Consider the following 26,034-nt stretch of genomic DNA (forward strand, 5'->3'; position numbering starts at 1 on the left):
CTGCGACCACAGAATGCGTAGCCCGGATGGAGCGTAGCGTAATCCGGGACTGCTTCGTCCGCGGATGAGCTGGCCCCGGATTGCGCTTCGCTTCATCCGGGCTACGGAAGTTTGTGGACATCGCGCAGGCCTGTCATGCGCCCACTCGGTTGACCGCGTCAGCGGCAATCGGCACGCTGGGCCTGTACTCCCGCCGGCATGCTTTCCTTATCCCCCATGTTCACGATCGCCTCGCTCTGGATCCCCTTCACCATCGTCGCTGCGTTCGGGCAGGTGGCGCGCAATGCGATGCAGCGGCATCTGACCGGGCCGCTCGGGACCTGGGGCGCGACCAATATCCGCTTCCTGTTCGGCCTGCCGTTCTCGGTGGTGTTCTTCGCGCTGGCGGTGCTGCTGACCGGCGATCGCGTGCCGTGGCCGTCATCGTCGTTCTGGCCGTGGCTGGTGACCGGCGCGCTCAGCCAGATCGTCGGCACCGGCTTCATGCTGCTGGCGATGAACGACCGCTCTTTCGTCGTCACCACGGCCTACATGAAGACCGAGGCGATCCAGACCGCGATCTTCGGCTTCATCTTCCTCGGCGACCATCTAACGACGACCAAGGTGATCGCGATCGTGATCGCGACCATCGGCGTCGTCATCACCGCGCTGCGGCCCGGCGGGCAGAAGAGCTTCGCCGACCTGCGCCCGACCGTGCTCGGCCTCGGCGCCGCCGCAGTGTTCGCGATCTCGGCGGTGAGCTTTCGCGGCGCGATCATCGCGGTGCCCTCAGTCTCATTTGTCACGGCGGCCTCCTACACGCTGATGTGGAGCCTCCTCGTGCAGACGCTGATCCTGTCGGTCTATCTGTTGTTGCGCGCGCCCGACGTGCTGAGGTCGATCCTCAAGCTGTGGCGGCCCTCGATGTTCGCGGGCTTCATGGGCGCATTCTCATCGCAATTCTGGTTCCTGGCGTTCGCGCTCACCGCCGCCGCCAATGTGCGCACGCTGGCGCTGATCGAGGTGCTGTTCGCGCAGGGCGTGGCGTATTTCTCGCTCAAGCAGCCGTTCTCGCTGCGCGAGGTGTTCGGCATCGTCCTGATCGTGATCGGCGTCGCGCTCTTGATCGCCGCGTAATTACCCTTTCACCGCGATCAGCACCGCGCCCGCGGAGATCAGCGCGATCCCGATCCAGCCATAGGCCGAGGGGCGTTCGCCGAGGAAGGTAGCGCCGAACAGCGCCACCAGCACGACGCTGAGCTTGTCGATCGGCGCGACCAGCGTCGCAGGTCCAAGCTTGAGCGCGCGGAAATAGCAGATCCACGACGCGCCGGTGCCGAGCCCGGACAGCAGCAGGAACAGCCAGCTCTTCGCCGAGATCGGCCCGGACTGGGTGAACTGTCCGGTCGCGAACAGGATGGCCGACAGCGTGATCAGCACGACCACAGTGCGGATCAGGGTGGCGAGATCGGAGTTGATGCCCTCGACGCCGACCTTGGCGAAGATCGCGGTCAGCGCGGCGAAGACGGCGGAAAGGAACGCCCAGACCTGCCAGGAGGAGAATGAGTCGGGAGTCATGCTCTTCCCAGATTGTCATTCCGGGGCGTGCGCAGCACCGAACCCGGAATCTCGAGGTTGCGGCGCGAGATTCCGGGTTCACGCGTCGCGTGCCCCGGAATGACGCTGCGCGTCAATTCCGGTCTTCCGGCAGCGTCGGCAGCGGCGAGACCTCGACGCCTTCGTCGATCAGCGCGCGGGCCTCTTCGGGCGAGGCCTCGCCGTAGATCGGCCGGTGCTCGATATCGCCGTAATGCATCTTGCGTGCTTCGTTGGGGAAGCGGTCGCCGACATTGTCGGCGTTCTTCACGATGTGGTCGCGCAGCTCCTTCAGCTTGCTGCGCAGCTCGCGCTCCTGCGCCATCATCAGCGATGTCGACTCGCTCGCCGCTGCCTCGACGGGCGCGGCCGGCGCCGGCTGGGCCGGTTCGCGGCCCTTCTTGCTGACGACCTGCGGCGCCATGATGGCGCGCTCGATCTTGCTTGAGCCGCAGGACGGGCAATCGATCAGGTGACGCCGCTCCTGCGATTCATAGGCCGAGGAGCTCTGGAACCAGCTCTCGAACTGGTGGCCGCGCTCGCAGCGCAGCGTGTAGCGGATCATGCCGAACCCCGGACGAGGTGCAGATGTTCCGGGCCGGCCTTGGGGTCGGCGATGCCGAAACGCCTGCCATGCTGCAGCGAGGGAATGGTCTTGCGCGCGGTCTCGACCTTGGCGGGGTCGATCTCGGCCAGGAACACGCCCGGCTCGACGCCGCCCTCGGCGAGGATCTCGCCCCAGGGGTCGATGATCAGCGAATGGCCGAAGGTCTCGCGCTTGTTCTCATGCAGGCCGGCCTGCGCTGCCGCGAACACGAAGCAGCCGGTCTCGATGGCGCGGGCGCGCAGCAGCGTGTGCCAATGCGCTTCGCCGGTCTTGCGGGTGAAGGCGGACGGCACGGTGAGGAACGATGCGCCGGCTTCGGCCAGCGCACGGTACAGCGCCGGGAAGCGCACGTCGTAGCAGATAGTCAGTCCGATCCGGCCCCAGGGCAGGTCGGAGATCACGGCAGTCTCGCCGGGCTGATAATTGGCCGATTCGCGGTAGCTTTCGCCGCCGGGCAAATCGATATCGAACATATGGATCTTGTCGTAGCTCGCGAGCAGATTGCCCTCGGGCCCGATCAGGAACGAGCGGTTGACCGCCTTCTCCGGCGAGTAGCGCAGCGCCAGCGAGCCGATATGCAGGTGGATCTTCAGCTCGGCGGCCAGCGCGCGATACGCCTTGAGCGACTGGTCGTCCTCTTCGCTCGCCAAATGCTCGAACAGCGCCTTGCGGTTGAGCTGCATCATGTTGCTGACCTCAGGGGTCAGCACGTACTTGGCACCCTGCGCCGCCGCCTCGCGGATCAGCCGCGTGCCCTGCTCGAGGCTCGGCTCCGGCAGCAATCCGGTGCGCATCTGCACCATGGCGGCGGTGAAAATGTTCTCCGTCATCAGGCGCCGCCTCCGTTGCTGAGCAGGCCGTCGAGCTTGCCCTCGCGGTCGAGCGCGTAGAGCTCGTCGCAGCCGCCGACATGGGTCTTGCCGATGAAGATCTGCGGGAAGGTCGAGCCGGCACCGGCGCGGCCATACATCTCGTCGCGATAGGCCGGGTTGCTGGCGACGCTCAATTCGGTGAACGCGGCGTTCTTGCGCGTCAAAAGCGATTTGGCCGCGCTGCAATAACCGCAGCCCGGGCGGGTGTAGATTTCAATGGCAGCGGTCATGGTGCGCTCGGTTGAACCAGAATGTCAGATTATATGGGAGCGCGGTGGGTATCGACAACCCGGGCAAACACCAGCACGTCGACCTGCGCGGCTTTGGCGCGGAGCAGCGCCCGTGCGCAGGCGTCCACTGTCGCGCCCGAGGTCAGGACGTCGTCGATCAGGATCACGCGGCGGCCCTGGACGTCAGCCTTGCGTTCATCGGCGACCCCGAATGCGCCCTGCACATTGCTGGCGCGATCCTTGCGTGACAGCCCGATCTGCTGCTCGGTGGCGCGGATGCGCCGCAGCGCTTCGGCAGCCATTTTGACGCCGCTCTGGAGCGCGATCACCTTGGCGAGCGCCCCGGACTGGTTGTAGCGCCGGCTCCAGCCGCGCCGCCAATGCAGAGGAACCGGAACCAGCAGATCGGCGTCGGCGAGCAATTCCTTCCCCGCCCGCGCCATCCAGCGACCCATTGTTGGCGCCAGATCGGTGCGATCCTGGTATTTCAATGCGTGCACCAGCGTGCGCGCGACATCGTCATAGCGCACCGCGGCGCGGGCTCTGCTGTAGGCCGGCGGATTGGCGATCGCCTCCATCGACAGCAACCCGGGCCCGGGATCGTAGACGAAGGGAATCCCAAGCCGCGGGCAGAACGGCGGCGCGATGAACGACAATCTGGCCCAGCAGGCCGCGCACACCCCCTCGCCATCGACCGGCTCGCGGCACGAAACGCATAGCGTCGGCAGCGCGATATCGAGCGCCAGCCGCGCCGTGCGCAGCCACGCGCCCCCGATCGCGCCAAGCGCGCGCTGGACGTGACCGGTAATGGAGCGTGTCGGTGATGCCTCGGCGTCCATGGCGGGCGAGGCTAGCGTTTGAGCAACGCCGGCTCAAGGCGCATTGCCTGCGGCGGCGGTCCGGCGTAACCAGCGGCATGACACCGAACCCGCCCTCAGCCCCCATCCTGTTCGACCGCGCCTTGCTCGGCGCGCGGCTGGCGCGCGCGCGGCGCGAGGGCGCGGCGACATTCCTGCTCGAGCGTGCCAGCGAAGACATGGCGGACCGCTTGCAGGCGGTATCGCGCAGCTTTTCGGCGGCGGCCGATGTCTGGACGCCGGGTGTCGGGCTCGCGGACGTCCTGTGCGGGCGTGTCGCCGCGGTCGATGCGATCGGTTTCAGCGAGGCGGAAGCGCTCGGTCTGGCGCCGGAGTCGCTCGATCTTGTGGTCTCCGCGCTGGCCTTCCAGTTCGTCAATGATCTGCCGGGCGTGCTGGCGCAGCTCCGCCGGGCGTTGAAGCCGGACGGGCTGCTGCTCGCTTCGATGCTCGGCGGCGATACGCTGACCGAGCTGCGGCAAAGCTTTGCCGCGGCGGAGGCGGAATGCGAGGGCGGGGCGTCGCCGCGCGTCGCACCGTTCGCCGATCTGCGCGATATCGGCGCGCTGTTGCAGCGGGCCGGCTTCGCGCTGCCGGTCACCGACGTCGACCGCGTCGTGGTGCGCTATTCAAGCGCGTTCGCGCTGATGGCTGACCTGCGACGCATGGGTGCGACCAATGTGCTGCGCGAGCGCCGCCATACCTTGACCCGCCGCGCCACCATGCTGCGGATGGCGCAGATCTACGGCGAACGCTTCGCCGATCCCGACGGCCGCATCCGCGCCACCTTCGACATCGTCTGGCTGTCCGGCTGGGCGCCGCATGAAAGCCAGCCGAAGCCGCTCAAGCCAGGGTCGGCGAAGGCGAGCCTTGAGGCGGCGGTGAAGGGGATGAAGCGTTAGGGACGCACGACGCAAGGGCTCCCTCTCCCGCTTGCGGAGGAGGGCAATTGCATATGGAATGAACCGATTCTTCCGCGCCGTCATGGCCGGGCTTGTCCCGGCCATCCACGTCTTTATCTCCGCGTGGAAACGAAGACGTGGATGCCCGGGACAAGCCCGGGCATGATGAGTTTGTGGGAACTCCGATCGCCTCAAACGGCCATATGCGATTGCCCTGTCCTTGCGGGAAAAGGCGAGGGGAGCTTGCACGATTTCGGAATAATGGAATTATGCCGGTGAGTTGCCCGACGTGTCAAGTCGCCTGGTCGAACGCCTGCCACCGCCACCTGCTTTGCATGGGGTTGTTTTCGATATTTTGGCAGCGCGCCTCCCTCGCAAGCGGAAGAGGCGAAGAGGATCACAGCAACAGATCGATCAGATGCGGCAGCAGCGGGATGTCTGCGGGCGGCATCGGGTAGTCGCGCAGCTTGCTTGCGCGGACCCAGGCGAGGTTCTGGCCCTCGCGCGCCGCCGCGATGCCCTCCCAGCGCCGGCAGATGTAGAGCGGCATCAGCAGATGGAAGGTCTCGTAGGCATGGCTGGCGAAGGTCAGCGGCGCGAGGCACGGCTCGCTCACGGTGATGCCGATCTCCTCATGCAGCTCGCGGATCAGGGTCTGCTCCGGCCGCTCGCCGGGCTCGACCTTGCCGCCGGGGAATTCCCACAGGCCGGCCAGCGCCTTGCCCTCGGGGCGCTGCGCCAGCAGCACGCGCTTGTCGGCATCGACAAGCGCGCACGCGACGACGAGGGTCAGCTTGATGTCAGCCATGCGGCGGGGGATTCCTTCCAGTCTGCAAGCTTTCATTAACCAGCAACGCGCTGTCAGCCAAACGATTTATGCCCGCGCGGCTTTCCGCGATCGCGATAAGCCGGCCTTAATTCGTATCCGGCAGGGTGAAGGTTCTCATTTATCTGCCCATCATATTCTTTGCCGACATAACCCATGAGCACCTTGATCCGGACCATCAGCCGTTTCCGTCGCGATCGCTCCGGCAACATCGCAATGACCTTTGGCCTCGCTGTGCTGCCGCTCGTCGTCGCGGTCGGATGCGCGGTCGACTATTCCCGCGCCAACCAGATCCGCAGCAAGCTGATATCGGCCGCCGACGCCGCGAGCGTCGGATCGATCGCCAAGGCGTCGCCCGGCTTCATCGCCGCCGGCGCCATGACCTCGGACGGTGAGATCCAGGCGGGCGAAGCCGATGCGGCCAAGATCTTCAACGGCAACATCTTCAACCAGAACGGCTTCACGCTGACCAGCGTGACGCCGACCATGACCAAGACCGGCGGCGTCATCACCTCGACGGTCAAGTTCACCGCCGATGTCCCGACCATGTTCCTCGGCGTGATCGGACAAAGCAAGATGACGGTGACCGGCGCGTCGACCTCGACCGCGAACATGCCACTCTATATCGACTTCTATCTCCTGCTCGACAACTCGCCGTCGATGGGGGTTGCGGCGACGCCGGCCGACCTGACCAAGATGGTCAACAACACGTCCGACAAGTGCGCCTTCGCCTGTCACGACTACAACGACGCCAACAACTACTACAATCTCGCCAAGACGCTCGGCGTGACGACGCGGATCGACGTGCTGCGCAGCGCGACCCAGCAATTGATGGACACGGCCGCGAACACCGCGACCTATGCCAGCCAGTACCGGATGGCGATCTACGATTTCGGCGCCTCGTCGAAGACGATCGGCCTGCGCGCACTGTTCTCGCTGTCGACCAGCCTGTCGAGCGCCAAGTCCGCGGCCGGCAACATCGACCTGATGGGCGTCTACGGCAACAACGATACCTACACCGCCGACAAGGACAGCCAGTTCTCGACGGTGCTTCCGGCCATCAGCAACGCGATCAGCGCGCCGGGCCCGGGCACGGCGGCAGCGCCGATGAAATACCTGTTCTTCGTATCCGACGGCGTGGCCGACGAGCCGAATTCAAGCTGCCTGAAGCCGATCAGCGGCGGCAATCGCTGCCAGTCGCCGATCAATCCGGCGCTGTGCACGGCGATCAAGAACCGCGGCATCAAGATCGCGGTGCTCTACACGACTTACCTGCAGCTGCCGACCAACGGCTGGTACATGACCTGGATCGATCCGTTCAACCAGGGCCCGTTCGGCCCGTCGCCGAACAGCCAGATCGCGCAGAACATGCAGGCCTGCGCGTCGCCGGGCTTCTATTTCGAGGTCAGCCCGACGCAAGGCATCGCCGACGCGATGAACGCGCTGTTCAAGAAGGCCGTCGCCGACGCGCGGATCAGCAGCTAGCGAAGCGCACACGCTCTATCACCGTCACCCTGAGGAGGCCGCAAAGCGGCCGTCTCGAAGGGTCGACGGCCAGGGTTTCTCTATGCGGCGCTCTCGTGGCCGTGCATCCTTCGAGACGCGCTACGCGCTCCTCAGGATGACGGGTAGGAAGGTGTGCGATTAAGACCGGTAATCTCCGTTGATCGCGACGTATTCCTTGGTGAGGTCGCAGGTCAGCACGCGGTCTTTGGCCTTGCCGAGGCCAAGCGCGACCTTGATCTGGACCTTCGGCGCCTTCATCGCCTCCGACACCTCTTTCTCGTTGTAGGAGGGGTCGCGCGCGCCGCTCTTGGCGACGCGGATGCCGTTGAAGGAGATCGAGAGCTTGTCGCGGTTGGCGGGCTCGCCGGCCTTGCCGACCGCCATCACCACGCGGCCCCAATTGGCGTCCTCGCCGGCGATCGCAGTCTTCACCAGCGGCGAATTGGCGATCGACATCGCGATTCTGCGTGCCGACGGTTTGGTGGTGGCGCCCTCGACCACGACCTCGACCAGCTTGCGGGCGCCTTCGCCGTCGCGCGCCACCTGCTCGGACAGATCAGCGAGGATCTGCTGGAACGCCTTGGTGAAGGCCTTCAGCCGCGGGTCGCCGGCGCGCGAGATCTTCGGCGCGCCGTTGGCAGCGGCGGCGCCGGTCGCGAAGGCGAGCAGCGTGTCCGAGGTCGAGGTGTCGCCGTCGATGGTCAGCGCATTGAAGGTGTCCTCGACGCCGGCCTTGAGCAGGGATTGCAGCACCGAGGCCGACAGCGGCGCGTCGGTGAAGATGAACGACAGCATGGTCGCCATGTCGGGCATGATCATCCCGGCACCCTTGGCCATGCCGTTGATCGTCACCTTGGCCTTGCCGAGCTTGACGGTCGCGGTGGCGACCTTCGGAAAGGTGTCGGTGGTCATGATTGCCTTCGCTGCGTCCATCCAGCGATCGGGGGTCGCGGTCTCCGCGAGCTGCGCCAGCACGCCGTCGAACTTGGTGGCGTCGAGCGGCTCGCCGATCACGCCGGTGGAGGCGAGGAACACGTCCGATGTCGAGCAGCCGACCGCCTTCGCCGCGATCTGCGCGGTCAGCGCGGTCGACGCCTTGCCGGTCTTGCCGGTGAAGGCGTTGGCGTTGCCGGAATTGACCACCAGCGCGCGCGCAGCGCCGCCCTGCAGCTTGGCGCGGCACCATTCGACCGGCGCCGACGGGCACTTCGACTTGGTGAAGACGCCGGCCACCGCGGTGCCCTTGTCGAGCAGCGCGAGCAGCACGTCGGTGCGCCCCTTGTAGCGGATGCCGGCGGCAGCGGTCGCAAGCCGCACACCCGCGATCACGGGCATCTCGGGAAAGTCGGGCGGGGCGAGGGGGGAGACGGCGGTGGACATCGGCAAGCTTCCGGCTACGGGGAGGGAAGCGCTCCATAACATCTCGCCGCAAGAAGCGGGAGAGGGCTGCGATGCGAACGCGCTGTCATGAATCGTTCAAGGAAGCGGTAGCGCGACGAATGTGTAGCCCGGATGGAGCGAAGCGCAATCCGGGACGAGTCCCTCCGCGGCAACAGACCCCGGATTTCGCTGCGCTTCATCCGGGCTACGAGGACGGGCTAAAAAAGCAAAATGGCCGGGACGAGCCCGGCCATCGCGCATTGAAGCTATCGACGTCGCAAAGCTTACTTCTTCGCCGGCGCCATCTTGTTGTCGGCCGGCTTCGGCGCGTCCTTGGCGGCATCCGCCGGCGCGGCCGCATCGGCCGGCTTGTCCATGCGCTCGACCTTGGCGGCCTCGCGCAGCTTGGCGACATAGTCGGCCTGGGCCTTGCGGGTCACATAGGTCTCGATCTGGGCCTTCACCTGCTCGAAGTCGGGCGCCTTGCGGTTGCGCTTTTCCTCGACCTTGATGATGTGCCAGCCGAACTGCGACTTGACCGGATCGGAGATCTTGCCCGGCTCGAGCGAGAAGGCGACCGCGGAGAATTCCGGCACCATTTGCTCCTTGGTGAAGAAGCCGAGGTCGCCGCCGTCGGAGGCGCCGGGGTCCTTGGACTTCTTCTTGGCGAGCTCGCCGAAATCGGCGCCCTTGTCGAGCTCGGCCTTGATCGCCTTGGCCTCGTCCTCGGTCTCGACCAGGATGTGGCGGGCGTGCACCTCCTGCTCGCCTGTGATCTGCTTGGCGGCCTCCTCATAGACCTTCTTCATGGCGTCGTCGGTGGTCGCGGCCTTGCCCTCGCTGGCAAGCAGGCTGTCCATCAACAGGCGGTTGCGGGTGAAGGCGAGCCGCTTCTTGAAGTCGTCATTGTTCTCGATCTTCTTGTCCTCGGCGGCCTTGGACACGATCTTCATGTCGATCAGGAAGGACAGCACGTTGTCCTTGCGGGTCGAGGGGTCCATCTGCTGCAGGCTCTGGCCGAGTTCCTCCTCGGCGAGCGCCACGTCGCTGGCGTGGATCTCCGAGCCGTTGACCTTCGCCAGCACCGGGTCGGATTCCGCGGCCCGGACCGGGAGGCCGGCAGCCAGCACTGCGACAAGACAGCCCGTCGCGGCCAGGGTGGCGAGGCCGAGGCGCAGGCCGGTTTTGGTTTCCGGGGGCGAGGTGGTCATGCAAAATCCTTGTCTCAAAGGGGGGAAGCTCGAGCGGGGCGGACACTCGCCCAATCGTGTTACATTGGCAACGCGAAAGTCTTGTCAAAATGATGAATTCCTTGACATCTTGCCAGCGTTGACAACCCCCCGACCGGGCCATATCTCTGGCCAACCGCGTCAGCGGCGAGAGCGCTTATTTTGCTGCGTTTTTCGCCGTTGAACCCAGGATGGCCTGTTTCCCACTCAATTGGCGGAGGAGCCCCCGGGCCGGGGCTCGAACCGTAGCGCGTCACGTTGAGTTGATAGGCGATCCGGCGGACCATCTCAGGCTGTAATCCAAGACTGAATTCCAAATTGAATTCCAACACTGAACGAAGACCGAACTCGAGACCGAAGAACAGGAATTTCGCATGATCGGCGCGCTCGCCCGCAAGTTTTTCGGCTCCGCCAACGACCGTCGGGTCAAGGGGTATCAATCCCGCGTCAACGCCATCAATGCGCTGGAGCCCGAGCTCGTCAAACTGACGGACGAACAGCTCAAGGCCCGCACCGCCGAGTTCAAGCAGCAGCTCGCCAGCGGCAAGACGCTGGACGACATCCTGGTTCCGGCCTTCGCCACCGTACGCGAGGCCGCCAAGCGGACGCTCGGCCAGCGCCATTTCGACGTTCAGCTGATCGGCGGCATGGTGCTGCACGAGGGCGACATCGCCGAGATGAAAACCGGCGAAGGCAAGACGCTGGTCGCGACGCTCGCGGTCTACCTGAACGCGCTCGCCGGCAAGGGCGTCCACGTCGTCACCGTCAACGACTACCTCGCCCGCCGCGACTCCGGCTGGATGGGCCAGATCTACGCCTTCCTGGGGCTGACCACCGGCGTGATCGTGCACGGCCTCGACGACGCCGAGCGCAAGGCCGCTTATGCCTGCGACATCACCTACGGCACCAACAACGAATACGGCTTCGACTATCTGCGCGACAACATGAAGTACCGCCTGGAGGACATGGTCCAGCGCGAGCACTATTACGCGATCGTCGACGAAGTGGACTCGATCCTGATCGACGAGGCGCGCACGCCGCTGATCATCTCCGGCCCGCTCGACGACCGCTCGGATTTCTACAACACCATCGACACCTTCATGCCGAATCTCGCCAAGAAGGACGACTACGAGGTCGACGAGAAGCAGCGCACGGTGACGCTGACCGAAGCCGGCATGGAGAAGCTGGAGAACCTGCTCCGCGACGCCGGCCAGCTCAAGGGCGACTCGCTGTACGACGTCGAGAACGTCTCCGTCGTGCATCACGTCAACCAGGCGCTGCGCGCGCACACGCTGTTCACGCGCGACAAGGACTACATCGTCCGCGACGACGAGGTCGTCATCATCGACGAGTTCACCGGCCGCATGATGCAGGGCCGGCGCTATTCGGAAGGCCTGCACCAGGCGCTGGAAGCCAAGGAGCACGTCACGGTCCAGCCCGAGAACCAGACGCTGGCCTCGATCACCTTCCAGAACTATTTCCGGATGTACCAGAAGCTGTCCGGCATGACCGGCACGGCGCTGACCGAAGCCGACGAACTGTTCGACATCTACAAGCTCGAGGTCGTTGAGATCCCGACCAACCTGCCGGTGGCGCGCCTTGACGAGGACGACGAGGTCTACCGCACCCAGAACGAGAAATACGCCGCGATCCTTGCCGAGATCGAGCGCGCCAACAAGCGGCTGCAGCCGGTGCTGGTCGGCACGGCGTCGATCGAGAAGTCGGAAGTGCTGGCCGAGTACTTGAAGAAGCACGGCTACAGGCAGATCGACTTCACGTCCGAATCCGGCATGGAGAAGCTCTATGCCGCCGCGCGCGCCGGCAAGCCGGCAAAGCTGTTCGCGGTGCTGAACGCGCGCTTCCACGAGCAGGAAGCTTATATCGTCGCGGAAGCCGGCGTGCCGGGCGCGATCACGATCGCGACCAACATGGCCGGCCGCGGCACCGACATCAAGCTCGGCGGCTCGCTCGAGATGCGGATCCAGCAGGAGACCGCCGGGATCACCGATGAGGCCGAGAAGGCCAAGAAGATCGAGCAGATCAAGGCCGACATCGAGCGCTTCCGCGAGATCGTGCTGAAGGCGGAAGAGGATTTCGAGGTCGAGCCCGCCAAGGGCAACAAGCCCGCGAAAACCGTGAAGAAGCCGGGCGGCCTCTACATCATCGGCTCAGAGCGTCACGAATCCCGCCGCATCGACAACCAGCTGCGCGGCCGTTCCGGCCGTCAGGGCGATCCCGGCCGCTCGAAGTTCTTCCTGTCGCTGGAAGACGACCTGATGCGCATCTTCGGCTCCGACCGGCTCGACAGCATGCTGCAGCGGCTCGGCCTGCAGGAAGGCGAAGCGATCATCCATCCCTGGATCAACAAGGCGCTCGAGAAGGCGCAGCAGAAGGTCGAGGCGCGCAACTTCGACATCCGCAAGAACCTCTTGAAGTTCGACAACGTCCAGAACGACCAGCGCAAGGTGATCTTCGACCAGCGCGTCGACCTGATGAAGGACGACAGCGTCGTCGAGACCGTGACCGACATGCGCCATGCCTTCGTCGAGGACGTGGTCGCCAAATACATTCCCGAGCACGCCTATGCCGAGCAGTGGGACACCGCCGGCCTCAAGGACGAGCTGAAGCGTGTGCTCGATGTCGATCTGCCGGTCGATGAATGGGCCAAGGAAGAGGGCATCGCCGACGAGGAGCTGCTGACGCGCATCGAGACCCATGTCGACGAGCGCATGGCCGCCAAGGTCGCGCAATGGGGTCCCGACGTGATGCGTTACGTCGAGAAGACCATCCTGCTGCAGACGCTGGACCATCTCTGGCGCGAGCACCTGATCATGCTCGACCATCTGCGACAGGTGATCGGCCTGCGCGGCTATGGCCAGCGCGATCCGTTGCAGGAGTACAAGACCGAGGCCTTCAACCTGTTCCAGGAGATGAGCGCGCATCTGCGCGAGGCCGTCACCGCGCAGCTGATGCGGGTCGAGATCGTGCCGCCGGAGGAGCCGCCGCAGCCGCTGCCGCTGATGGAAGCGCACAAGCTCGATCCCAACACCGGCGAGGACGAGTTCGCGCAGGCCCGCCTGACCGAAGCGACCTACGCCCAGGCCTCGCTGGCGCCGGGGATGATTGCCACCGACCGCGATCCGAACGATCCGGCGAGCTGGGGCAAGGTCGGCCGCAACGAGGACTGCCCCTGCGGGTCTGGCAAGAAGTACAAGCACTGCCACGGCCGGTACGCTTAAGCCGCCACGCGCGCCGACGCCGCGGGCGACTGGCCCGCCCGTCGAGCCGCAGCGCCTTCAGCCGGCGAAGGCCTTGTCGAGATCGGCGATCACGATCTTCTGCATCTTCAGCATCGCCTGCATCGCGCGGTCGGCTGCCTTGCGATCGGGGGCGCCGAGATAGCGGCCGAGCGCGGTCGGGATCACCTGCCAGGACAGGCCGAAGCGGTCTTTGAGCCAGCCGCAGCGCGATTCCTGGCCGCCGTCGGTGAGCTTCTCCCAGAAGTAGTCCACCTGCTCCTGGGTCTCGACGCTCAGGAAGAACGACACCGCCTCGTTGAACTTGTGCTGCGGCCCGCCATTGAGCGCGTGGAACCGCTGCCCCTCGAGCTCGAAGGTCGCCATGAAATCGCTGACGGTCTCGATCTCCGCGTTCGGAAACACCGATTGGTAGAAGGCGACGGCATCGCGGACGTTGTTGTCGAGCCAGAGGAACGGCGTGATCGAAGTCATGACGGGAAGTCCTCGCTAATTGTCGATCGGGGAAGCCTGCGCGACGGCGCGCGAAGGCTGCGCCGCAGGGCGCGCCCCAAGGACGCACCAAACCGCTGCATCCCGACATTTCCTGCCGGTCTTTTTTCGATGGTTTCGGCAGGAGCGCGCCGGGCCGGCGCGGCCTTAATTGGCGCTGCCGATCAGGCTTTCCAGCAGGCGCTTGAGCTCGGTGGTCGACTTGTCGCCATAGCTCTCGACGATGTGCTCCTCCTGGCTCACCGCGAGCGAGTTGAGCCGCCGGCACAGCGCCTTGCCGCGGTCGGAGACGAACATCAGCACCTTGCGGCGATCCTTGGGATCCTGGACGCGATAGACCAGCGCGTCCGACACCATGCGGTCGATCATCTTGGTCAGCGTCGGATGGTTGAGCAGCACAGCATCCGCAAGCTCGCCCATCGAGTGGCCGTTGCCGTCGGACAGCACTTTCAGGATGCGCCACTGCTCGACCGGCACGCCTTCCTTGGCGAGCCGCGTCTCCAACTGCCGGTTGATCTCCCGGTTGGCTTGCGCCAGCAGGTAGGCGAGATGTTCGGTGATCGGGGAATTTTCTTTCGGCGGTTTAGCCACGGCGTGAGACCTGGTTCCTGACCCGGTGAATGAATGTCCGGCAACTCATGCCGTTTCTATATGCACTTCAATTGTTGAATATTCAATATTTTCACCTAGGATATTCCCCCAACCAAGGGGCGGATGCCGCGACCGCCCGCTGGCTGCGTTGCGTACTGCTTCCCAGACAGGAGTTGGCGTGCTCTCGACGGTCTCTTTCCAGGCGTATGGCGGCATGCCCGTCGCGCCGCCGCTGCTGTTTCGAAATCCGTCGTCCTGCGCGGCCGATCTCGCTTTGACCGTCAAGCCGGGGTCCTCGCGCCGCGGCGGCACCGACAGCAAGCTTAGAATCGGCAATTTCATCACCTTCTCGGGCGCGCCCGGGATCTGGGGGCCGATCTCCGCCAACAGCGTCATGCTCGCGGTCGCCGAGATCAACCGCCGCGGCGGCATCCGCGGCCGCGAGGTCGAATTGTCGATGTACGACGCCGGCGGCCCGATCGAGGAGGTGGTGCGCCGCGCCGAGCGGGCGATCGCGTTCGACGAGATCGACGTGATCATGGGCTCGCATATCTCGGCGGTGCGCCTCGCGCTGCGCAAGGTCACGGCCGGCCGCATCCCCTATGTCTACACGCCGGTCTATGAGGGCGGCGAGCGGACGCCGGGGGTGATGGCGATCGGCGAGACGCCGCGCGCGGAAAGCCGGCCGGCGATCCACTGGCTCACCGAGGTCAAGAAGGCGCAGCGCTGGTACCTGATCGGCAGCGATTATGTCTGGCCCTGGCAGTCGCATCGCGCGGTGAAGCGCTACATCAAGGAGGCCGGCGGCCACGTCGTCGGCGAGGAATTCGTCCCGCTCGGCGAGGACAATCACGAGCCGCATCTGGCGCGGATTCGCGCAGCACGGCCCGATGTCGTGCTGATCACCCTGATCGGCACCGACAGCATCACCTTCAACCGCGCCTTCGCCGAGGCCGGGCTTGCCGCGACCACGCTACGTTACGCCGGCGCGATGGACGAGACCGTGATGCTCGGCATCGGCCCGGACTCGACCCAAAACCTGTTCTGCGCCTCCGGCTATTTCGGCTGCATCGATTCGCGCGCCAATGACGACTTCCGGACCAGCTACCGCGCGATGTTCGGGGCGCATGCGCCGCCGATCGGCTCGGTCGGGCAGTCGAACTATGAGGGGATGCGCTTTCTCGAAGCGGCGGCCAACCAGGCGCGCTCGCTGTCGATCGGACCGCTGTCCGCCGCAGCGCACAACCTCGTCTACAGCGGCGCCCGCGGCACCGTCACCCTTCGCGACGGCCGCGCTGAGATGCCGATCTATCTTGCCGAGGCCGACGGTCTCGACTTCAATGTGATCAGGACGATCTAGATGGACCGGGCGATGCCGCGCTCGCCGCGCGGCTTGCCGGTGCCAGACAGGAGCAGGTGTGCATTCGACGCCCTACGTCATGGCCCGAACCTTGAGCAACAGGTATGGCGGCCTTCCATGCCCGCCTTCCCTGCTGTTCCGGAACCTGACGTCGGCGCGGTCCGATCGGGTGTTTTCTCCGATGGATCGGGACGGTTTCGGTCCGCGCGGTGCGCGCAGCCGGCTTCGGATCGCCGGCTTCGTCTGCTGCACCGGTTCGCCCGGGATGTGGGGACCGGCCGCGACCTCGAGCGCACAGCTCGCCGTCGCCGACATCAACCGGCGCGGCGGCATCCTCGGCCGCGAGGTCGAGTTCTCGGTCTATGACGCCGGCGGACCGATCGAGGACGTACTCGACCGCGCCGAGCAGGCGATCGCGTCCGACGACGTCGATCTCATCATGGGCATGCACACGAGCGCGGTGCGCGTCGCGTTGCGTGGCCTGATCACCCGCAGCAAGATCCCCTACATCTACACGCCGGTCTATGAGGGCGGCGAGCGGACGCCCGGCGTCATCGCGATCGGCGAGACGCCGCGCTGGCAGAACCGGCCGTCGATCCACTGGCTGGCCGAGGCGAAGCGCGCCTCGCGCTGGTACCTGATCGGCAGCGACTATGTCTGGCCATGGCAGTCGCACCGCGCGGTGAAGCGTTACATCAAGGAGACCGGCGGGCTCGTGGTCGGCGAGGAGTTCGTGCCGGTCGGCGAGGATAATCACGAGGCGCAGCTGGAACGCATCCGCGCCGCGAAACCCGATGTCGTGCTGATCTCGCTGATCGGCACCGATAGCGTGACCTTCAACCGCGCCTTCGCCGATGCCGGCCTTGCCGCCACCACGCTGCGCTTTGCCGGCTGTTTCGACGAGACGGCGCTGCTCGGCATCGGCGCCGACAAGACCGAGAACCTTTACTGCGCCTCCGGCTATTTCCCCTCCGTCGGCTCACGCGAAGGCGACGATTTCAGGGACCGCTATCGCGCGATGTTCGGTGCGTTCGCGCCGCCGGTCGGCTCGTGCAGCGAGTCCGCCTATGAAGGGTTCTGCCTGCTCGAGGCCGCCGCCAAGCGCGCCGGCACGCTGGACATGCGGCCGCTGCTCGCGGCGGCGGACAACCTCGTCTATCGCGGCCCGCGCGGTCCGGTCACGGTGCGCAGCGGCCATGCCAGGATGCCGATGTATCTTGCCGAAGCCGACGGTCTCGACTTCAGGGTGATCAAGCCGATCTGAGCAGTGCGACAGCGTCGCCGGAAGGTTTTGCGAAATAATACTTGAAAAGGAAAATATTTCCGTTTTCAATACAGCAACGGGGTGAGCGGTTCGCGCGGGCAGCGCGCCGCTGCACCTGCGTCGAGGGATCAAATCCAAAGATCAAAAGCTATCAGGAGAGCGCCGTGACCGTCGTCCTTCCCACGCCAACGCAACTTCGTGCCGTCGCCGAGCAGTGCGGCCTGTCACTGACCGATGAGGATGTGGCCTCGTTCCGGGGCCTGATGCAGGGCTCGATCGACGCCTACAACGTGATCGCCGCGATGCCGGACGAACTGCCTGCGGTGAAATATCCGCGCACGCCCGGCTATCGCCCGGCGCCAGAGGAGAACCCGCGCAACGCCTGGTACTACAAGTCGACCGTGAAGGGCGCGGCGTCCGGCAAGCTCAAGGGCAAGACGGTGGCGCTGAAGGACAACATCATGCTGGCCGGCGTGCCGATGACGAACGGCTCGTCGACGCTGGAAGGCTATATCCCCGATTTCGACGCCACCATCGTCACGCGGATGCTCGATGCCGGCGCCGAGATCGCCGGCAAGACCCATTGCGAGCACTTCTGCCTGTCCGGCGGCAGCCACACCAACTCTTACGGAGCGGTGCACAATCCGCACAAGATGGGCTATTCGGCCGGCGGCTCGTCGTCGGGCTCCGGCGTCGTGGTCGCGCTCGGCGAGGTCGACATGGCGATCGGCGGCGACCAGGGCGGCTCGATCCGCATGCCGTCCTCGTTCTGCGGCACCTACGGCATGAAGCCGACCTGGGGCCTCGTGCCCTATACCGGCATCATGCCGATCGAGATCTTCGTCGACCACACAGGACCGATGACCGCAACGGTGGAGGACAACGCGCTGCTGCTCGAGGTGATCGCCGGCGACGACGGCTACGATCCGCGCATCAAGGCGCCCAAGGTCGAGGATTACACCAAGGCGCTGGGCAAGGGCGTCAAGGGCATGAAGATCGGCATCCTCAAGGAAGGCTTCGAGCAGCCGACCGCGGAAGCCGCGGTCAATGAAAGCGTGCGCGAGGCGGCCAAGCGCTTCAAGGATCTCGGCGCGTCGGTCGACACCGTGTCGATCCCGATGCACATGGTCGGCCCCGCGATCTGGACCCCGATCGGCACCGAAGGCCTGACCCAGACCATGATGTTCGGCGACGGCTACGGCCTCAGCCGGCCCGACCTCTATTCGACCTCGCTGATGGACTTCCATCGCGGCTGGCGCCGCCAGGCGGACTCGCTGTCGGAGACCACCAAGCTGTTCATGATGCTCGGCACCTACATCAACAACAATTTCGGTCCGCGCTTCTACGGCAAGGCGCTCAACATCTCCCGCCGCCTCACCGCGGCCTATGACAAGGCGTTCAAGGATTACGACTTGCTGCTGCTGCCGACCACGCCGATGAAGGCGCCGGCGCTGCCGGCGGCCAATGCCAGCCGCGAGGACTATGTCGCCCGTGCGCTCGAGATGATCACCAACACCGCGCCGTTCGACATCACCCACCACCCGGCGATGTCGCTGCCCTGCGGCATGGTCGACGGCCTGCCGGTCGGGTTGATGCTGGTCGGCCGGATGTTCGAGGAATCCACCATCTACCGCGCCGCGCACGCCTTCGAGCAGGCCGGCGACTGGAAGAAGATGTGAGGCGCCGCTTGTTGCAGACGCAGGCTGGATGGATCGAACGCCGGATCGAACGACATGGCTAGCACTTTTGCCGCGGCGTTCGAGATCGTGAGCTTCGGCGCGATCATCGTGCTGGTGGTGCTCGGGCTCGGCATCATCGCCAGCATGATGGGCATCTTTAACTTCGCGCAGGGCGAGTTCGTCCTGCTCGGGGCCTATGTCACCTATCTGGCCTACGCCCATGGCGCACCGGTCTGGGCCGGCATGGTCGCGGCGCCCTTCGTGGTCGGCGCGATCGGCTTCGTGCTCGAGGCGCTCATAATCCGGCGCTTCTACGCCGCGCCGATCGTGGCGATGCTCGGCACCTATGCGCTCGGCCTGATCATCCGCGAAAGCGTGCGCGGCCTGATCGGCGGCTTCTATCTCACGGTGCCGGAGCCGATCGGCGGCTCGATCGACCTCGGTTCGGTCCACATCTCGGCCTGGCGCTTCACCATCATCGTGATCACGCTGTTGGTGATGGGTGGCTGCTATCTCTTGCTGGCGCGCACCTCGTTCGGGCTTCGGGTCCGCGCCACGCTGGAGAATCCGGCGCTGGCGCGCGCGTCGGGCATCTCGACGCCCCTGATCTACGGGGCGACGTTCGCGTTCGGCGCGGCGCTGGCCGGACTTGCCGGCGCGCTGATCGTGCCGGTGTTCAGCCTGTTCGCCGATCTCGGCATCCGCTTCCTGATCCAGGGCTTCGTCGCCGTGATGGTCGGCGGGGTCGGCTCCTTCATCGGTCCGGTCGCCGGCGCCGGTGTGATCGGCACGCTCAGCGCGGCGCTGCCTTGGGTGATGTCTCCTGTCGTCGCCGACGTCCTGGTCTTCGTGCTCGCCATTGCCTTCATCAAATTCCGCCCACAGGGCCTCATATCGGGAAAAGGGGTTTAGTCAGATGTTCGATCGCACCAATCTCACGCGCCGCCGCTTCATGAGCAATTTCGCGTTCGCGACCGGCGCGCTCGCGACCGGGGTCGGCAGCTGGGTGGTCAGGCCCGACTGGGCCAACGCAGCGGAGGGACCGATCAAGGTCGGCATCGCGACCGACCTGACCGGCCCGATCGCCTATGCCGGCAACGCCGACGCCAACGTCGCCAAGATGGTGATCAAGGAGATCAACGCCGGCGGCGGCCTGCTCGGCCGGCCGCTCGAGCTCTATATCGAGGACACTGCCTCGAACGAATCGGTCGCGGTCGGCAATGTCCGCAAGCTGATCCAGCGCGACAAGGTCGACATGGTGCTCGGCGGAATCACCTCGTCGATGCGCAATGCGATCAAGGATCCGATCGTGGCGCGCGGCAAGACGCTCTACATCTATCCGCAGCTCTACGAGGGCAAGGAGTGCACGCCCTATCTGTTCTGCACCGGACCGACCCCGGCGCAGCAATGCGACACCTTCATTCCCTGGCTGATCAAGAACGGCGGCAAGAAATTCGCGCTGCCGAGCGCCAACTATGTCTGGCCGCACACGCTCAACGTCTACGCCCGCAAGGTGATCGAATCGAACGGCGGCGAGGTGGTGTTCGAGGAATACTACCCGCTCGACCAGGTCGACTTCTCGGCCACCGTCAACCGCGTCATCTCCAACAAGGTCGACGTCGTCTTCAACACCGTGATCCCGCCCGGCGTCGGCCCGTTCTTCAAGCAGCTCTATGAAGCCGGCTTCCTCAAGAACGGCGGGCGGCTCGCCTGCGTCTACTATGACGAGAACACGCTCAACATCAATCAGGCCAACGAGATCGAGGGCCTTGCGAGCTGCCTCGACTATTTCAAGGTGCTGACCAAGGAGGATCCGTTCGACGCCAAGCTCCAGGCAGCCTATGAGAAGGATTTCCCCGGCAACTTCCTGTTCGCGGCCGGCAGCGCCGCCACCGGAACCTATCGCGGCCTCAAGCTGTGGGAGGCGGCGGTCAAGGAGGCCGGCAAGGTCGACCGCGACTCCGTTGCGGCCGCGCTCGACCACGCCAAGATCGCCGAAGGGCCGGGCGGACCGGCGGAGATGGTGCCGGGCAAGCGTCACTGCAAGATGAAGATGTACACCGCTGTTGCCAAAGGCGGGAACTATGAGATCGTCGCGCGCAGCGACGGTCTCGTTGATCCCAAGGAATGCTGAGCGACCATGGTTGGAGCAAGAGAGGCTGTCGCACGCGTCGGTGAGGAACCAGATGTCGTGACGGGCGAGGGTGCACCGGCCGCAAGCGCGCCGGCGGGACGGGTATCGGCAGGATGGAAGGTCCTGCCGATCGTGGAAGGGCTGGTGCTGCTGATCGCACTGGTCCTGCCATGGGTGCTGCAGGACTATCTGACGGTGTTCGCCACCCGCGTGGTGATCCTCGCGTTGTTCGCCCTGTCGTTCGACCTGGTGTGGGGCTATGCGGGCATCATGAGCTTCGGCCAGGCGCTGTTCTTCGGCGCCGCCGGCTACGGCGTGGCGCTCTTGGCGCGCGATCTCAACGTCACCTCGATCCTCCTGATCCTGCCTGCCGGAACGCTGATCGGGCTCACCGCGTCGCTGCTGCTCGGCGGCTTCCTGCTGCTCGGGCGTTATCCCTCGAGCGTGATCTTCGTCTCGCTCGGCACCCTCACCGGCTCCTATGCCGCGGACCGGCTGGCGCGCGGCTGGTACTATCTCGGCGGCCAGAACGGCATCCCGTCGATCCCGCCGCTCACCCTCGGCAGCTACGAGTTCGAGGAGGGGCCGATCTACTACTACATGGTGCTCGGCATCCTCGTGGTCGTCTATCTGCTCTGCCGCTTCCTGGTCCGCTCGCAATTCGGCCTCGCGCTCGCCGGCCTGCGCGAGAACGAGCAGCGCATCGCCTTCTTCGGCTACAAGGCGCAGCATCTGAAGGCGATCATCTTTGCAGTCGGCGGCACCATCGCCGGTCTTGCCGGCAGCCTCTATGCCTTCCACGAGGGCTTCGTCTGGCCCAACATGCTGGGCGTCGTGTTCTCGACCCAGGTCGTGCTCTACGTCTTGTTCGGCGGCTCCGGCACGCTGATCGGCGCCGTGATCGGCACCGTGATCATCGAGGGCGTCAGCTTCTGGCTGTCCGACAATTACCGCGACGTCTGGCCGATCATCCTCGGCGTGCTGCTGCTGCTCGTCATCATGTTCCGGCCGCTCGGGCTGATCTCCTTCGTGCTCGGCGAGCGCGAGCGGGTCGGCAGTTTCGGCAAAGCCCCGAAGGAGACCGGCAATGCCGCTCCTTGAGGCGCAAGGGATCAGCAAAGTGTTCGGCAAGCTGACCGCGCTCGACGGTGCAGCGCTGACCGTCGGCGAGAACGAGTTCCACGGCCTGATCGGCCCGAACGGCTCGGGCAAGAGCACGCTGATGAAATGCGTCGCCGGCGCCGAGGTGCCGACCACCGGCAAGGTCAGCTTCATCAACACCGACATCACGGCGTTCACGCCGACCGAGCGCGCCCGCGCCGGCATGAGCCTGAAGTTCCAGATCACCTCGGTGCTGCCGACGCTGACGCTGTACGACAACATCCTGCTGGCGCTGCAGGCGCACTGCTCGCTGTTCGACCTGGTGCTGTCGCGCACCCGCAAGAAGCTGCACGATCAGGTGATGACGATGCTGACCCAGTTCCGGCTCGCCGATCGCGCGCATGATGCCGCCGCGGCGCTGTCGCACGGCCAGCAGCAATGGCTCGAGATCGCGATGGCGCTCGCCGGCAAGCCGCGGCTGTTGCTGCTGGACGAGCCGACCGGCGGCATGAGCCTCGAGGAGCGCCGCGTCACCGGCGAGCTGTTGCAGCCGATCAAGCAGCATTGCTCGCTCGTCATCGTCGAACACGACCTCGATTTCATCCGCGACATCTGCGACCGCCTCACCGTGCTCGACCAGGGCAAGGTGCTGGCCTCGGGAACGGTCGCGGAAATCCAGGCCAACAAAAGCGTCCAGGAGATCTATCTTCGCCGTGCCTGAGCAAACCTTCCTCGATATCCGGCATCTCGACGCCGGTTATGGCCGCAGCCAGGTCCTGTTCGATGTCAACATCGGCATTCCCTGGCGCGGCGGCGTCGCCGTGCTCGGCCGCAACGGCGCCGGCAAGACCACGCTGATGAAGACCATCGTCGGCGAGCTCGCAAGCTCGCAGGGCGAGTTGTTCTTCGACGGCCGCGACATCACCCGCCGCCGCACCGAGGAGCGGGTGCGCTCCGGCATCGGCTATGTGCCGCAGGAGCATTCGGTGTTCGCCCGCCTGTCGGTGCGCGACAACCTCGCCGTCGGCTCGCTGTTCAATTCCGATGCCAGCGCCGTCGATCGCGTGCTGGCCATCTTTCCGAAACTCGGCCAGCGGCTCGACCAGCCGGCCGGCACGCTGTCCGGCGGCGAGCGCAAGATGCTGGCGATCGGCCGCGCCATGCTCGGCAATCCAAAGTTGCTGCTGCTGGACGAGCCGACCGAAGGCGTCTGGATCGGCGTGATCGAGGAGATCACCGAACGGCTGATCGAGCTCGCCAAAAGCATCTCGGTCGTGATCGTCGAGCAGCATCTCGACCTCGCGCTGCGCGTCGCCGACTATGCCTATGTGCTGGACCGCGGCCGCGTCGCGCTGCAGGGCGGCGCCAGCGAGGTGCGGAGCGATCCGGAACTGCTGCGCTATCTGGCGCCGTAGCAGGCTTCAATGCGGCAGGCGGTCGGCCTTGCGGCCGATCACGCCGTCTCCCGGCGTCCGCGTCCGCCGTGCCGATCGTATCTCGCGACGCACATACCAGGCCGCGACCGAGCAGATCAGCCAGGCCAGCGATGCCGCGATGAAGGCGGCCGGGACGCTGCGGCCCACCGTCAGCGCGAAGACGATGGCGAATGCCAGCATGCCGACCGCGCCGAGCGCTGCGCCCGCCGCATCGAGCGCCGCGGCCTGCTGCCCGCGCCACGTGCCGTCGAGGCCGGCGTTCCGCTTGCGGCGGATTTCATGCTTCTCGATGAGGGTGGCGCTGGCGCAGAAGATGGCGGGGAGTGCAAGAAAGGCGCCGCCGACATAGGCGCCGCACGTGCTGCTGATCAGTCCGGTCAGGACGGTGGCGCCGCCACCGAGCACGAAGCGGATCAGATATTCGGTCCACCGGCTTTCCCTGAGCGAGGACAGTGAGACGCGGACCGGTGTCATGCCTGTCCTCCGGCAACGCCCAGCAAGCCGAAGACGATCGCGAGCCAGACGACAAGCGCCAGCAAGGTGGCGGGGGCAGCGCGGAGCCTCGCGCGAATCAGCAATTGGCAGACCACGAAGCTATAGATGGCCAGCGCAACGGCGCCAGCCATCATCGCGCGGCTCTGCAGGCCGGCATAGTCGGTGCCGTGCTGGTACACGGCGATGCCGAGGGTGGCGAGCGCAACCGACGGCGCCGCGCCGAACAGCCCGGCGAAGCTCTTCGGACGCAGCACGTCACCCAGCATCGCGAAGGCCGACACCACGGCCCCGCCCACGAGAAAGCGGATGACATATTCGCTCATCGCGCCTTGCCCCGCGGTGGATCGTCACCGGGATAGCCGGTCCACAATCGCAGCAGCCGCTCGAGAAGTGCTCCGAGCCCGAATCCCGCGATCACGTCGCTCGTCCAGTGTGCGAGAACCATAACGCGCGTCAGCGAGAGGCCGACCGCGAGTGCCTGGATTGGGCGGCGCGCGCCGGCGGGCAATGTCGCTGCCGCCGACGCCAGCGCGCCCATATGCAGCGCGTGGCCGGATGGGAAGGCGTCGTCGCGCTTGCCAGAGATCGGGATGCCGTTGGCATGGCCGGCCACGGTCAGGCGATCCGGGCGAGTCTGGTTGAACAGCAACTTCAGGCCATGCGGCAGCAGCGATGCTGCGACCGTCACCAGCAGCGCGTGATTGCCGGCGCGCTCGAGCGAGGCGCCGCGCCCGCGCGAGGCGAGCCAGCCTGCGGCGGCGAGCGCAAGCAGGACCTTTTCGTCAGCGCCCCAGGTCAGTGTGCGGGCGATCTCTTCCGGCGCAGGTGCGGTGTTGCGGGCGATCGCACGCGCGATCATGGCGTCCGCCGCGGTCGGGCGAATGGTGATCGGGAAGGGGGCGCCTCGCTGGCGGCGTGCGCGAACTCGGGCTGTCGTATGCATGATCAGGTTCCCATCCAACGCGCCAGCCGCGGCATGGGTCCTAACCGGCGTGCGAGGCATCGCCCGGAGGAACCAAATGCAGATCGATGGTCTTTAGCCTCTGCCCGTCTCGACTTGATCCCAAGGTCTCATCCCGAGGTTTCGCGCGCCAACCGGGATGCACGGCGGGCGATGGATTGTAGGCAGGGAGAGGTGTCGATGACGGAGCCGGACGTTCGCAAGGGGATGCCGCCGGTCAAGCTTTCGCGCGATGAATTCGAACGGCGCTACCGCAAGCGATTTGCCGATCCGGTCTTTCAATCCATGCAGACGGAGCTTGCGACGATCATCGCCGGCGCCTGGGACGCCTATCGTCATTCGCGCAAGGCGCCGGTTACCCGCAAGGCCGGCCCCGGTTTTGCCGATCCCGACTATGATCTCGCGGTCGATTGGCTGTCCGCGCGCGATGCCATCGATGAAGCGCAACGCAGGCACGACGATCCAAACGAAGCGCCGCATATCCTGCTGATCAACGGCTCCTCGCGCAGCGAGCACACGTGTCCCGGCGAGATGTCCAAAAGCTGGCGCATGGTCGAGATCGCCGAGGCCGCCTTCCGCGAGATGGGCCTCGCGGTCGATGTGCTCGATCTGTCGCGGCTGACGTCCGAGTTCGGCAGGGAGATTCACCCCTGCAAGTCCTGCGTCTCCACCTCGATGGCACTCTGCCACTGGCCGTGCAGCTGCTATCCGAACTACTCGCTCGGGCAAACCGACGACTGGATGAACGAGATCTATCCGCTGTGGGTGCGCGCGCACGGCATCATGATCATCTCGCCCGTCAACTGGTACCAGACGCCGACCGGACTCAAGGCGATGATCGATCGCCTGGTCTGCGCCGATGGCGGCAATCTCGATCCGACCTCGACCCACGGTAAGACCGCGAGCGAAGCCAAGGCGCTCGAACTCAAGGGCTGGCCATACCCCAAGCATTTGCGCGGCCGGCATTTCGGCATCGTGGTCCACGGCGACAGCGTCGGTGCGGAAACATGCCGCCGCTTTCTTGCGGACTGGCTCACCGACATGGAGTTGATCTCGGCCGGCGGCAGGGCCGAGATCGATGGCTATGTCGGCTACATGAAGCCCTATGCGACGTCGCATCGCGATCTCGACGAAGACAAGGCCTTCCAGGAACAGGTGCGCAATGTCGCGCAGGCGCTCGGCGCCGCCGTCGACCTCGCGCGCACCGGGCATCTGGAAGATCCCGGCAAGGGGCTTGAGGACCCGCGGCCGAAGTAGGATGGAATCCGGGTTCCCAAAGG

General features: G+C 65.6%; 26 protein-coding genes. 13 read left to right on the top strand and 13 right to left on the bottom strand.

The features are described 5' to 3' along the window. Positions 1-216: 216 nt before the first annotated feature. Positions 217-1,116 carry a DMT family transporter gene (locus ACVMB1_RS35695; protein WP_076824722.1) on the top strand — a complete coding sequence of 300 codons (900 nt, stop codon included), beginning with the start codon at positions 217-219 and terminating at the stop codon, positions 1,114-1,116. On the opposite strand, the gene ACVMB1_RS35700 is transcribed toward ACVMB1_RS35695, so the two are convergent. From ACVMB1_RS35700 to ACVMB1_RS35720, 5 genes are all read right to left on the bottom strand, one after another. After that, the gene (locus tag ACVMB1_RS35700) at positions 1,117-1,557 is read right to left on the bottom strand and encodes an EamA family transporter (RefSeq protein ID WP_076824724.1); all 441 of its coding nucleotides are present in this window, start codon (positions 1,555-1,557) and stop codon (positions 1,117-1,119) included. A 112-nt stretch (positions 1,558-1,669) separates the two neighbouring features. After that, complete coding sequence (locus ACVMB1_RS35705; protein WP_057015556.1) at positions 1,670-2,140, bottom strand: DUF1178 family protein; 471 nt, start codon at positions 2,138-2,140, stop codon at positions 1,670-1,672. After that, a complete protein-coding gene (locus tag ACVMB1_RS35710) occupies positions 2,137-3,012 on the bottom strand; it encodes a carbon-nitrogen hydrolase family protein (protein ID WP_057015555.1) in 876 nt (291 codons plus the stop codon). The genes ACVMB1_RS35705 and ACVMB1_RS35710 overlap by 4 nt, the downstream gene beginning before the upstream one ends. After that, complete coding sequence (grxC, locus tag ACVMB1_RS35715) at positions 3,012-3,284, bottom strand: glutaredoxin 3 (RefSeq protein WP_057015554.1); 273 nt, start codon at positions 3,282-3,284, stop codon at positions 3,012-3,014. Before grxC ends, ACVMB1_RS35710 begins: the two co-directional genes overlap by 1 nt. A 29-nt stretch (positions 3,285-3,313) precedes the next feature. After that, a complete protein-coding gene (locus tag ACVMB1_RS35720) occupies positions 3,314-4,123 on the bottom strand; it encodes a ComF family protein (protein WP_141340583.1) in 810 nt (269 codons plus the stop codon). Positions 4,124-4,200: 77 nt separating this feature from the next. On the opposite strand from ACVMB1_RS35720, the gene ACVMB1_RS35725 reads away from it, so the two are divergent. Next, positions 4,201-5,043 (top strand): methyltransferase domain-containing protein, encoded by an 843-nt coding sequence (locus ACVMB1_RS35725; protein WP_076824727.1) that lies wholly within the window; start codon positions 4,201-4,203, stop codon positions 5,041-5,043. Positions 5,044-5,440: 397 nt separating this feature from the next. On the opposite strand, the gene ACVMB1_RS35730 is transcribed toward ACVMB1_RS35725, so the two are convergent. Beyond that, positions 5,441-5,851 (bottom strand): (deoxy)nucleoside triphosphate pyrophosphohydrolase, encoded by a 411-nt coding sequence (locus ACVMB1_RS35730; protein ID WP_076824729.1) that lies wholly within the window; start codon positions 5,849-5,851, stop codon positions 5,441-5,443. Between the two features lie 174 nt (positions 5,852-6,025). Here ACVMB1_RS35730 and ACVMB1_RS35735 point away from each other — a divergent pair, with 174 nt between their 5' ends. Further along, a complete protein-coding gene (locus ACVMB1_RS35735) occupies positions 6,026-7,354 on the top strand; it encodes a TadE/TadG family type IV pilus assembly protein (RefSeq protein ID WP_076824731.1) in 1,329 nt (442 codons plus the stop codon). A gap of 159 nt (positions 7,355-7,513) precedes the next feature. Here ACVMB1_RS35735 and argJ read toward each other — a convergent pair whose 3' ends face one another. Beyond that, complete coding sequence (gene argJ, locus ACVMB1_RS35740; protein ID WP_076824764.1) at positions 7,514-8,755, bottom strand: bifunctional glutamate N-acetyltransferase/amino-acid acetyltransferase ArgJ; 1,242 nt, start codon at positions 8,753-8,755, stop codon at positions 7,514-7,516. 284 nt (positions 8,756-9,039) lie between these two features. Beyond that, entirely contained in the window at positions 9,040-9,966 is a 927-nt protein-coding gene (locus tag ACVMB1_RS35745; RefSeq protein WP_076824733.1) for a peptidylprolyl isomerase, read from the bottom strand. A gap of 392 nt (positions 9,967-10,358) precedes the next feature. On the opposite strand from ACVMB1_RS35745, the gene secA reads away from it, so the two are divergent. Further along, on the top strand, positions 10,359-13,223 hold the full coding sequence (secA, locus tag ACVMB1_RS35750) for a preprotein translocase subunit SecA (protein ID WP_456849699.1): 2,865 nt from the start codon (positions 10,359-10,361) through the stop codon (positions 13,221-13,223). 57 nt (positions 13,224-13,280) lie between these two features. On the opposite strand, the gene ACVMB1_RS35755 is transcribed toward secA, so the two are convergent. Next, positions 13,281-13,715, bottom strand: coding sequence for a VOC family protein (locus tag ACVMB1_RS35755; RefSeq protein WP_076824737.1), 435 nt, complete (start codon positions 13,713-13,715; stop codon positions 13,281-13,283). 165 nt (positions 13,716-13,880) lie between these two features. Continuing rightward, complete coding sequence (locus ACVMB1_RS35760; RefSeq protein WP_016847408.1) at positions 13,881-14,324, bottom strand: MarR family winged helix-turn-helix transcriptional regulator; 444 nt, start codon at positions 14,322-14,324, stop codon at positions 13,881-13,883. Positions 14,325-14,502: 178 nt separating this feature from the next. On the opposite strand from ACVMB1_RS35760, the gene ACVMB1_RS35765 reads away from it, so the two are divergent. The 8 genes from ACVMB1_RS35765 (at position 14,503) to ACVMB1_RS35800 (ending at position 23,277) form a co-directional block, all read left to right on the top strand. Next, positions 14,503-15,684 carry a substrate-binding domain-containing protein gene (locus tag ACVMB1_RS35765; RefSeq protein WP_076824739.1) on the top strand — a complete coding sequence of 394 codons (1,182 nt, stop codon included), beginning with the start codon at positions 14,503-14,505 and terminating at the stop codon, positions 15,682-15,684. Positions 15,685-15,763: 79 nt separating this feature from the next. After that, positions 15,764-16,948: a substrate-binding domain-containing protein gene (locus ACVMB1_RS35770; protein ID WP_057015628.1), complete on the top strand. Its 1,185-nt coding sequence runs from the start codon at positions 15,764-15,766 to the stop codon at positions 16,946-16,948. 164 nt (positions 16,949-17,112) lie between these two features. Beyond that, the gene (locus tag ACVMB1_RS35775; RefSeq protein ID WP_057015636.1) at positions 17,113-18,627 is read left to right on the top strand and encodes an amidase; all 1,515 of its coding nucleotides are present in this window, start codon (positions 17,113-17,115) and stop codon (positions 18,625-18,627) included. Positions 18,628-18,681: 54 nt separating this feature from the next. Beyond that, positions 18,682-19,539, top strand: a complete 858-nt coding sequence (locus ACVMB1_RS35780) for a branched-chain amino acid ABC transporter permease (RefSeq protein WP_028337306.1) — start codon at positions 18,682-18,684, stop codon at positions 19,537-19,539. A gap of 4 nt (positions 19,540-19,543) precedes the next feature. Further along, positions 19,544-20,761, top strand: a complete 1,218-nt coding sequence (locus ACVMB1_RS35785; RefSeq protein ID WP_028337305.1) for a substrate-binding protein — start codon at positions 19,544-19,546, stop codon at positions 20,759-20,761. A 6-nt stretch (positions 20,762-20,767) separates the two neighbouring features. Next, the gene (locus ACVMB1_RS35790; protein ID WP_253588262.1) at positions 20,768-21,862 is read left to right on the top strand and encodes a branched-chain amino acid ABC transporter permease; all 1,095 of its coding nucleotides are present in this window, start codon (positions 20,768-20,770) and stop codon (positions 21,860-21,862) included. Then, positions 21,849-22,583 carry an ABC transporter ATP-binding protein gene (locus tag ACVMB1_RS35795; protein WP_028343255.1) on the top strand — a complete coding sequence of 245 codons (735 nt, stop codon included), beginning with the start codon at positions 21,849-21,851 and terminating at the stop codon, positions 22,581-22,583. Before ACVMB1_RS35790 ends, ACVMB1_RS35795 begins: the two co-directional genes overlap by 14 nt. After that, the gene (locus ACVMB1_RS35800; protein WP_057015632.1) at positions 22,576-23,277 is read left to right on the top strand and encodes a branched-chain amino acid ABC transporter ATP-binding protein; all 702 of its coding nucleotides are present in this window, start codon (positions 22,576-22,578) and stop codon (positions 23,275-23,277) included. Before ACVMB1_RS35795 ends, ACVMB1_RS35800 begins: the two co-directional genes overlap by 8 nt. Positions 23,278-23,283: 6 nt before the next feature. Here the strand turns inward: ACVMB1_RS35800 and ACVMB1_RS35805 are convergent, their stop codons facing one another. From ACVMB1_RS35805 to ACVMB1_RS35815, 3 genes are read right to left on the bottom strand one after another with little or no spacing between them, the layout of a single operon-like run. Then, positions 23,284-23,772: a DUF3147 family protein gene (locus ACVMB1_RS35805; RefSeq protein ID WP_076824835.1), complete on the bottom strand. Its 489-nt coding sequence runs from the start codon at positions 23,770-23,772 to the stop codon at positions 23,284-23,286. After that, on the bottom strand, positions 23,769-24,116 hold the full coding sequence (locus ACVMB1_RS35810; RefSeq protein WP_057015633.1) for a DUF3147 family protein: 348 nt from the start codon (positions 24,114-24,116) through the stop codon (positions 23,769-23,771). Before ACVMB1_RS35810 ends, ACVMB1_RS35805 begins: the two co-directional genes overlap by 4 nt. Continuing rightward, positions 24,113-24,736 (bottom strand): phosphatase PAP2 family protein, encoded by a 624-nt coding sequence (locus ACVMB1_RS35815; protein WP_076824837.1) that lies wholly within the window; start codon positions 24,734-24,736, stop codon positions 24,113-24,115. The genes ACVMB1_RS35810 and ACVMB1_RS35815 overlap by 4 nt, the downstream gene beginning before the upstream one ends. 198 nt (positions 24,737-24,934) lie before the next feature. On the opposite strand from ACVMB1_RS35815, the gene ACVMB1_RS35820 reads away from it, so the two are divergent. Continuing rightward, on the top strand, positions 24,935-26,011 hold the full coding sequence (locus tag ACVMB1_RS35820) for a flavodoxin family protein (protein ID WP_076824839.1): 1,077 nt from the start codon (positions 24,935-24,937) through the stop codon (positions 26,009-26,011). Positions 26,012-26,034: the final 23 nt, after the last annotated feature.

This window comes from Bradyrhizobium sp. USDA 4504, from assembly GCF_054063995.1.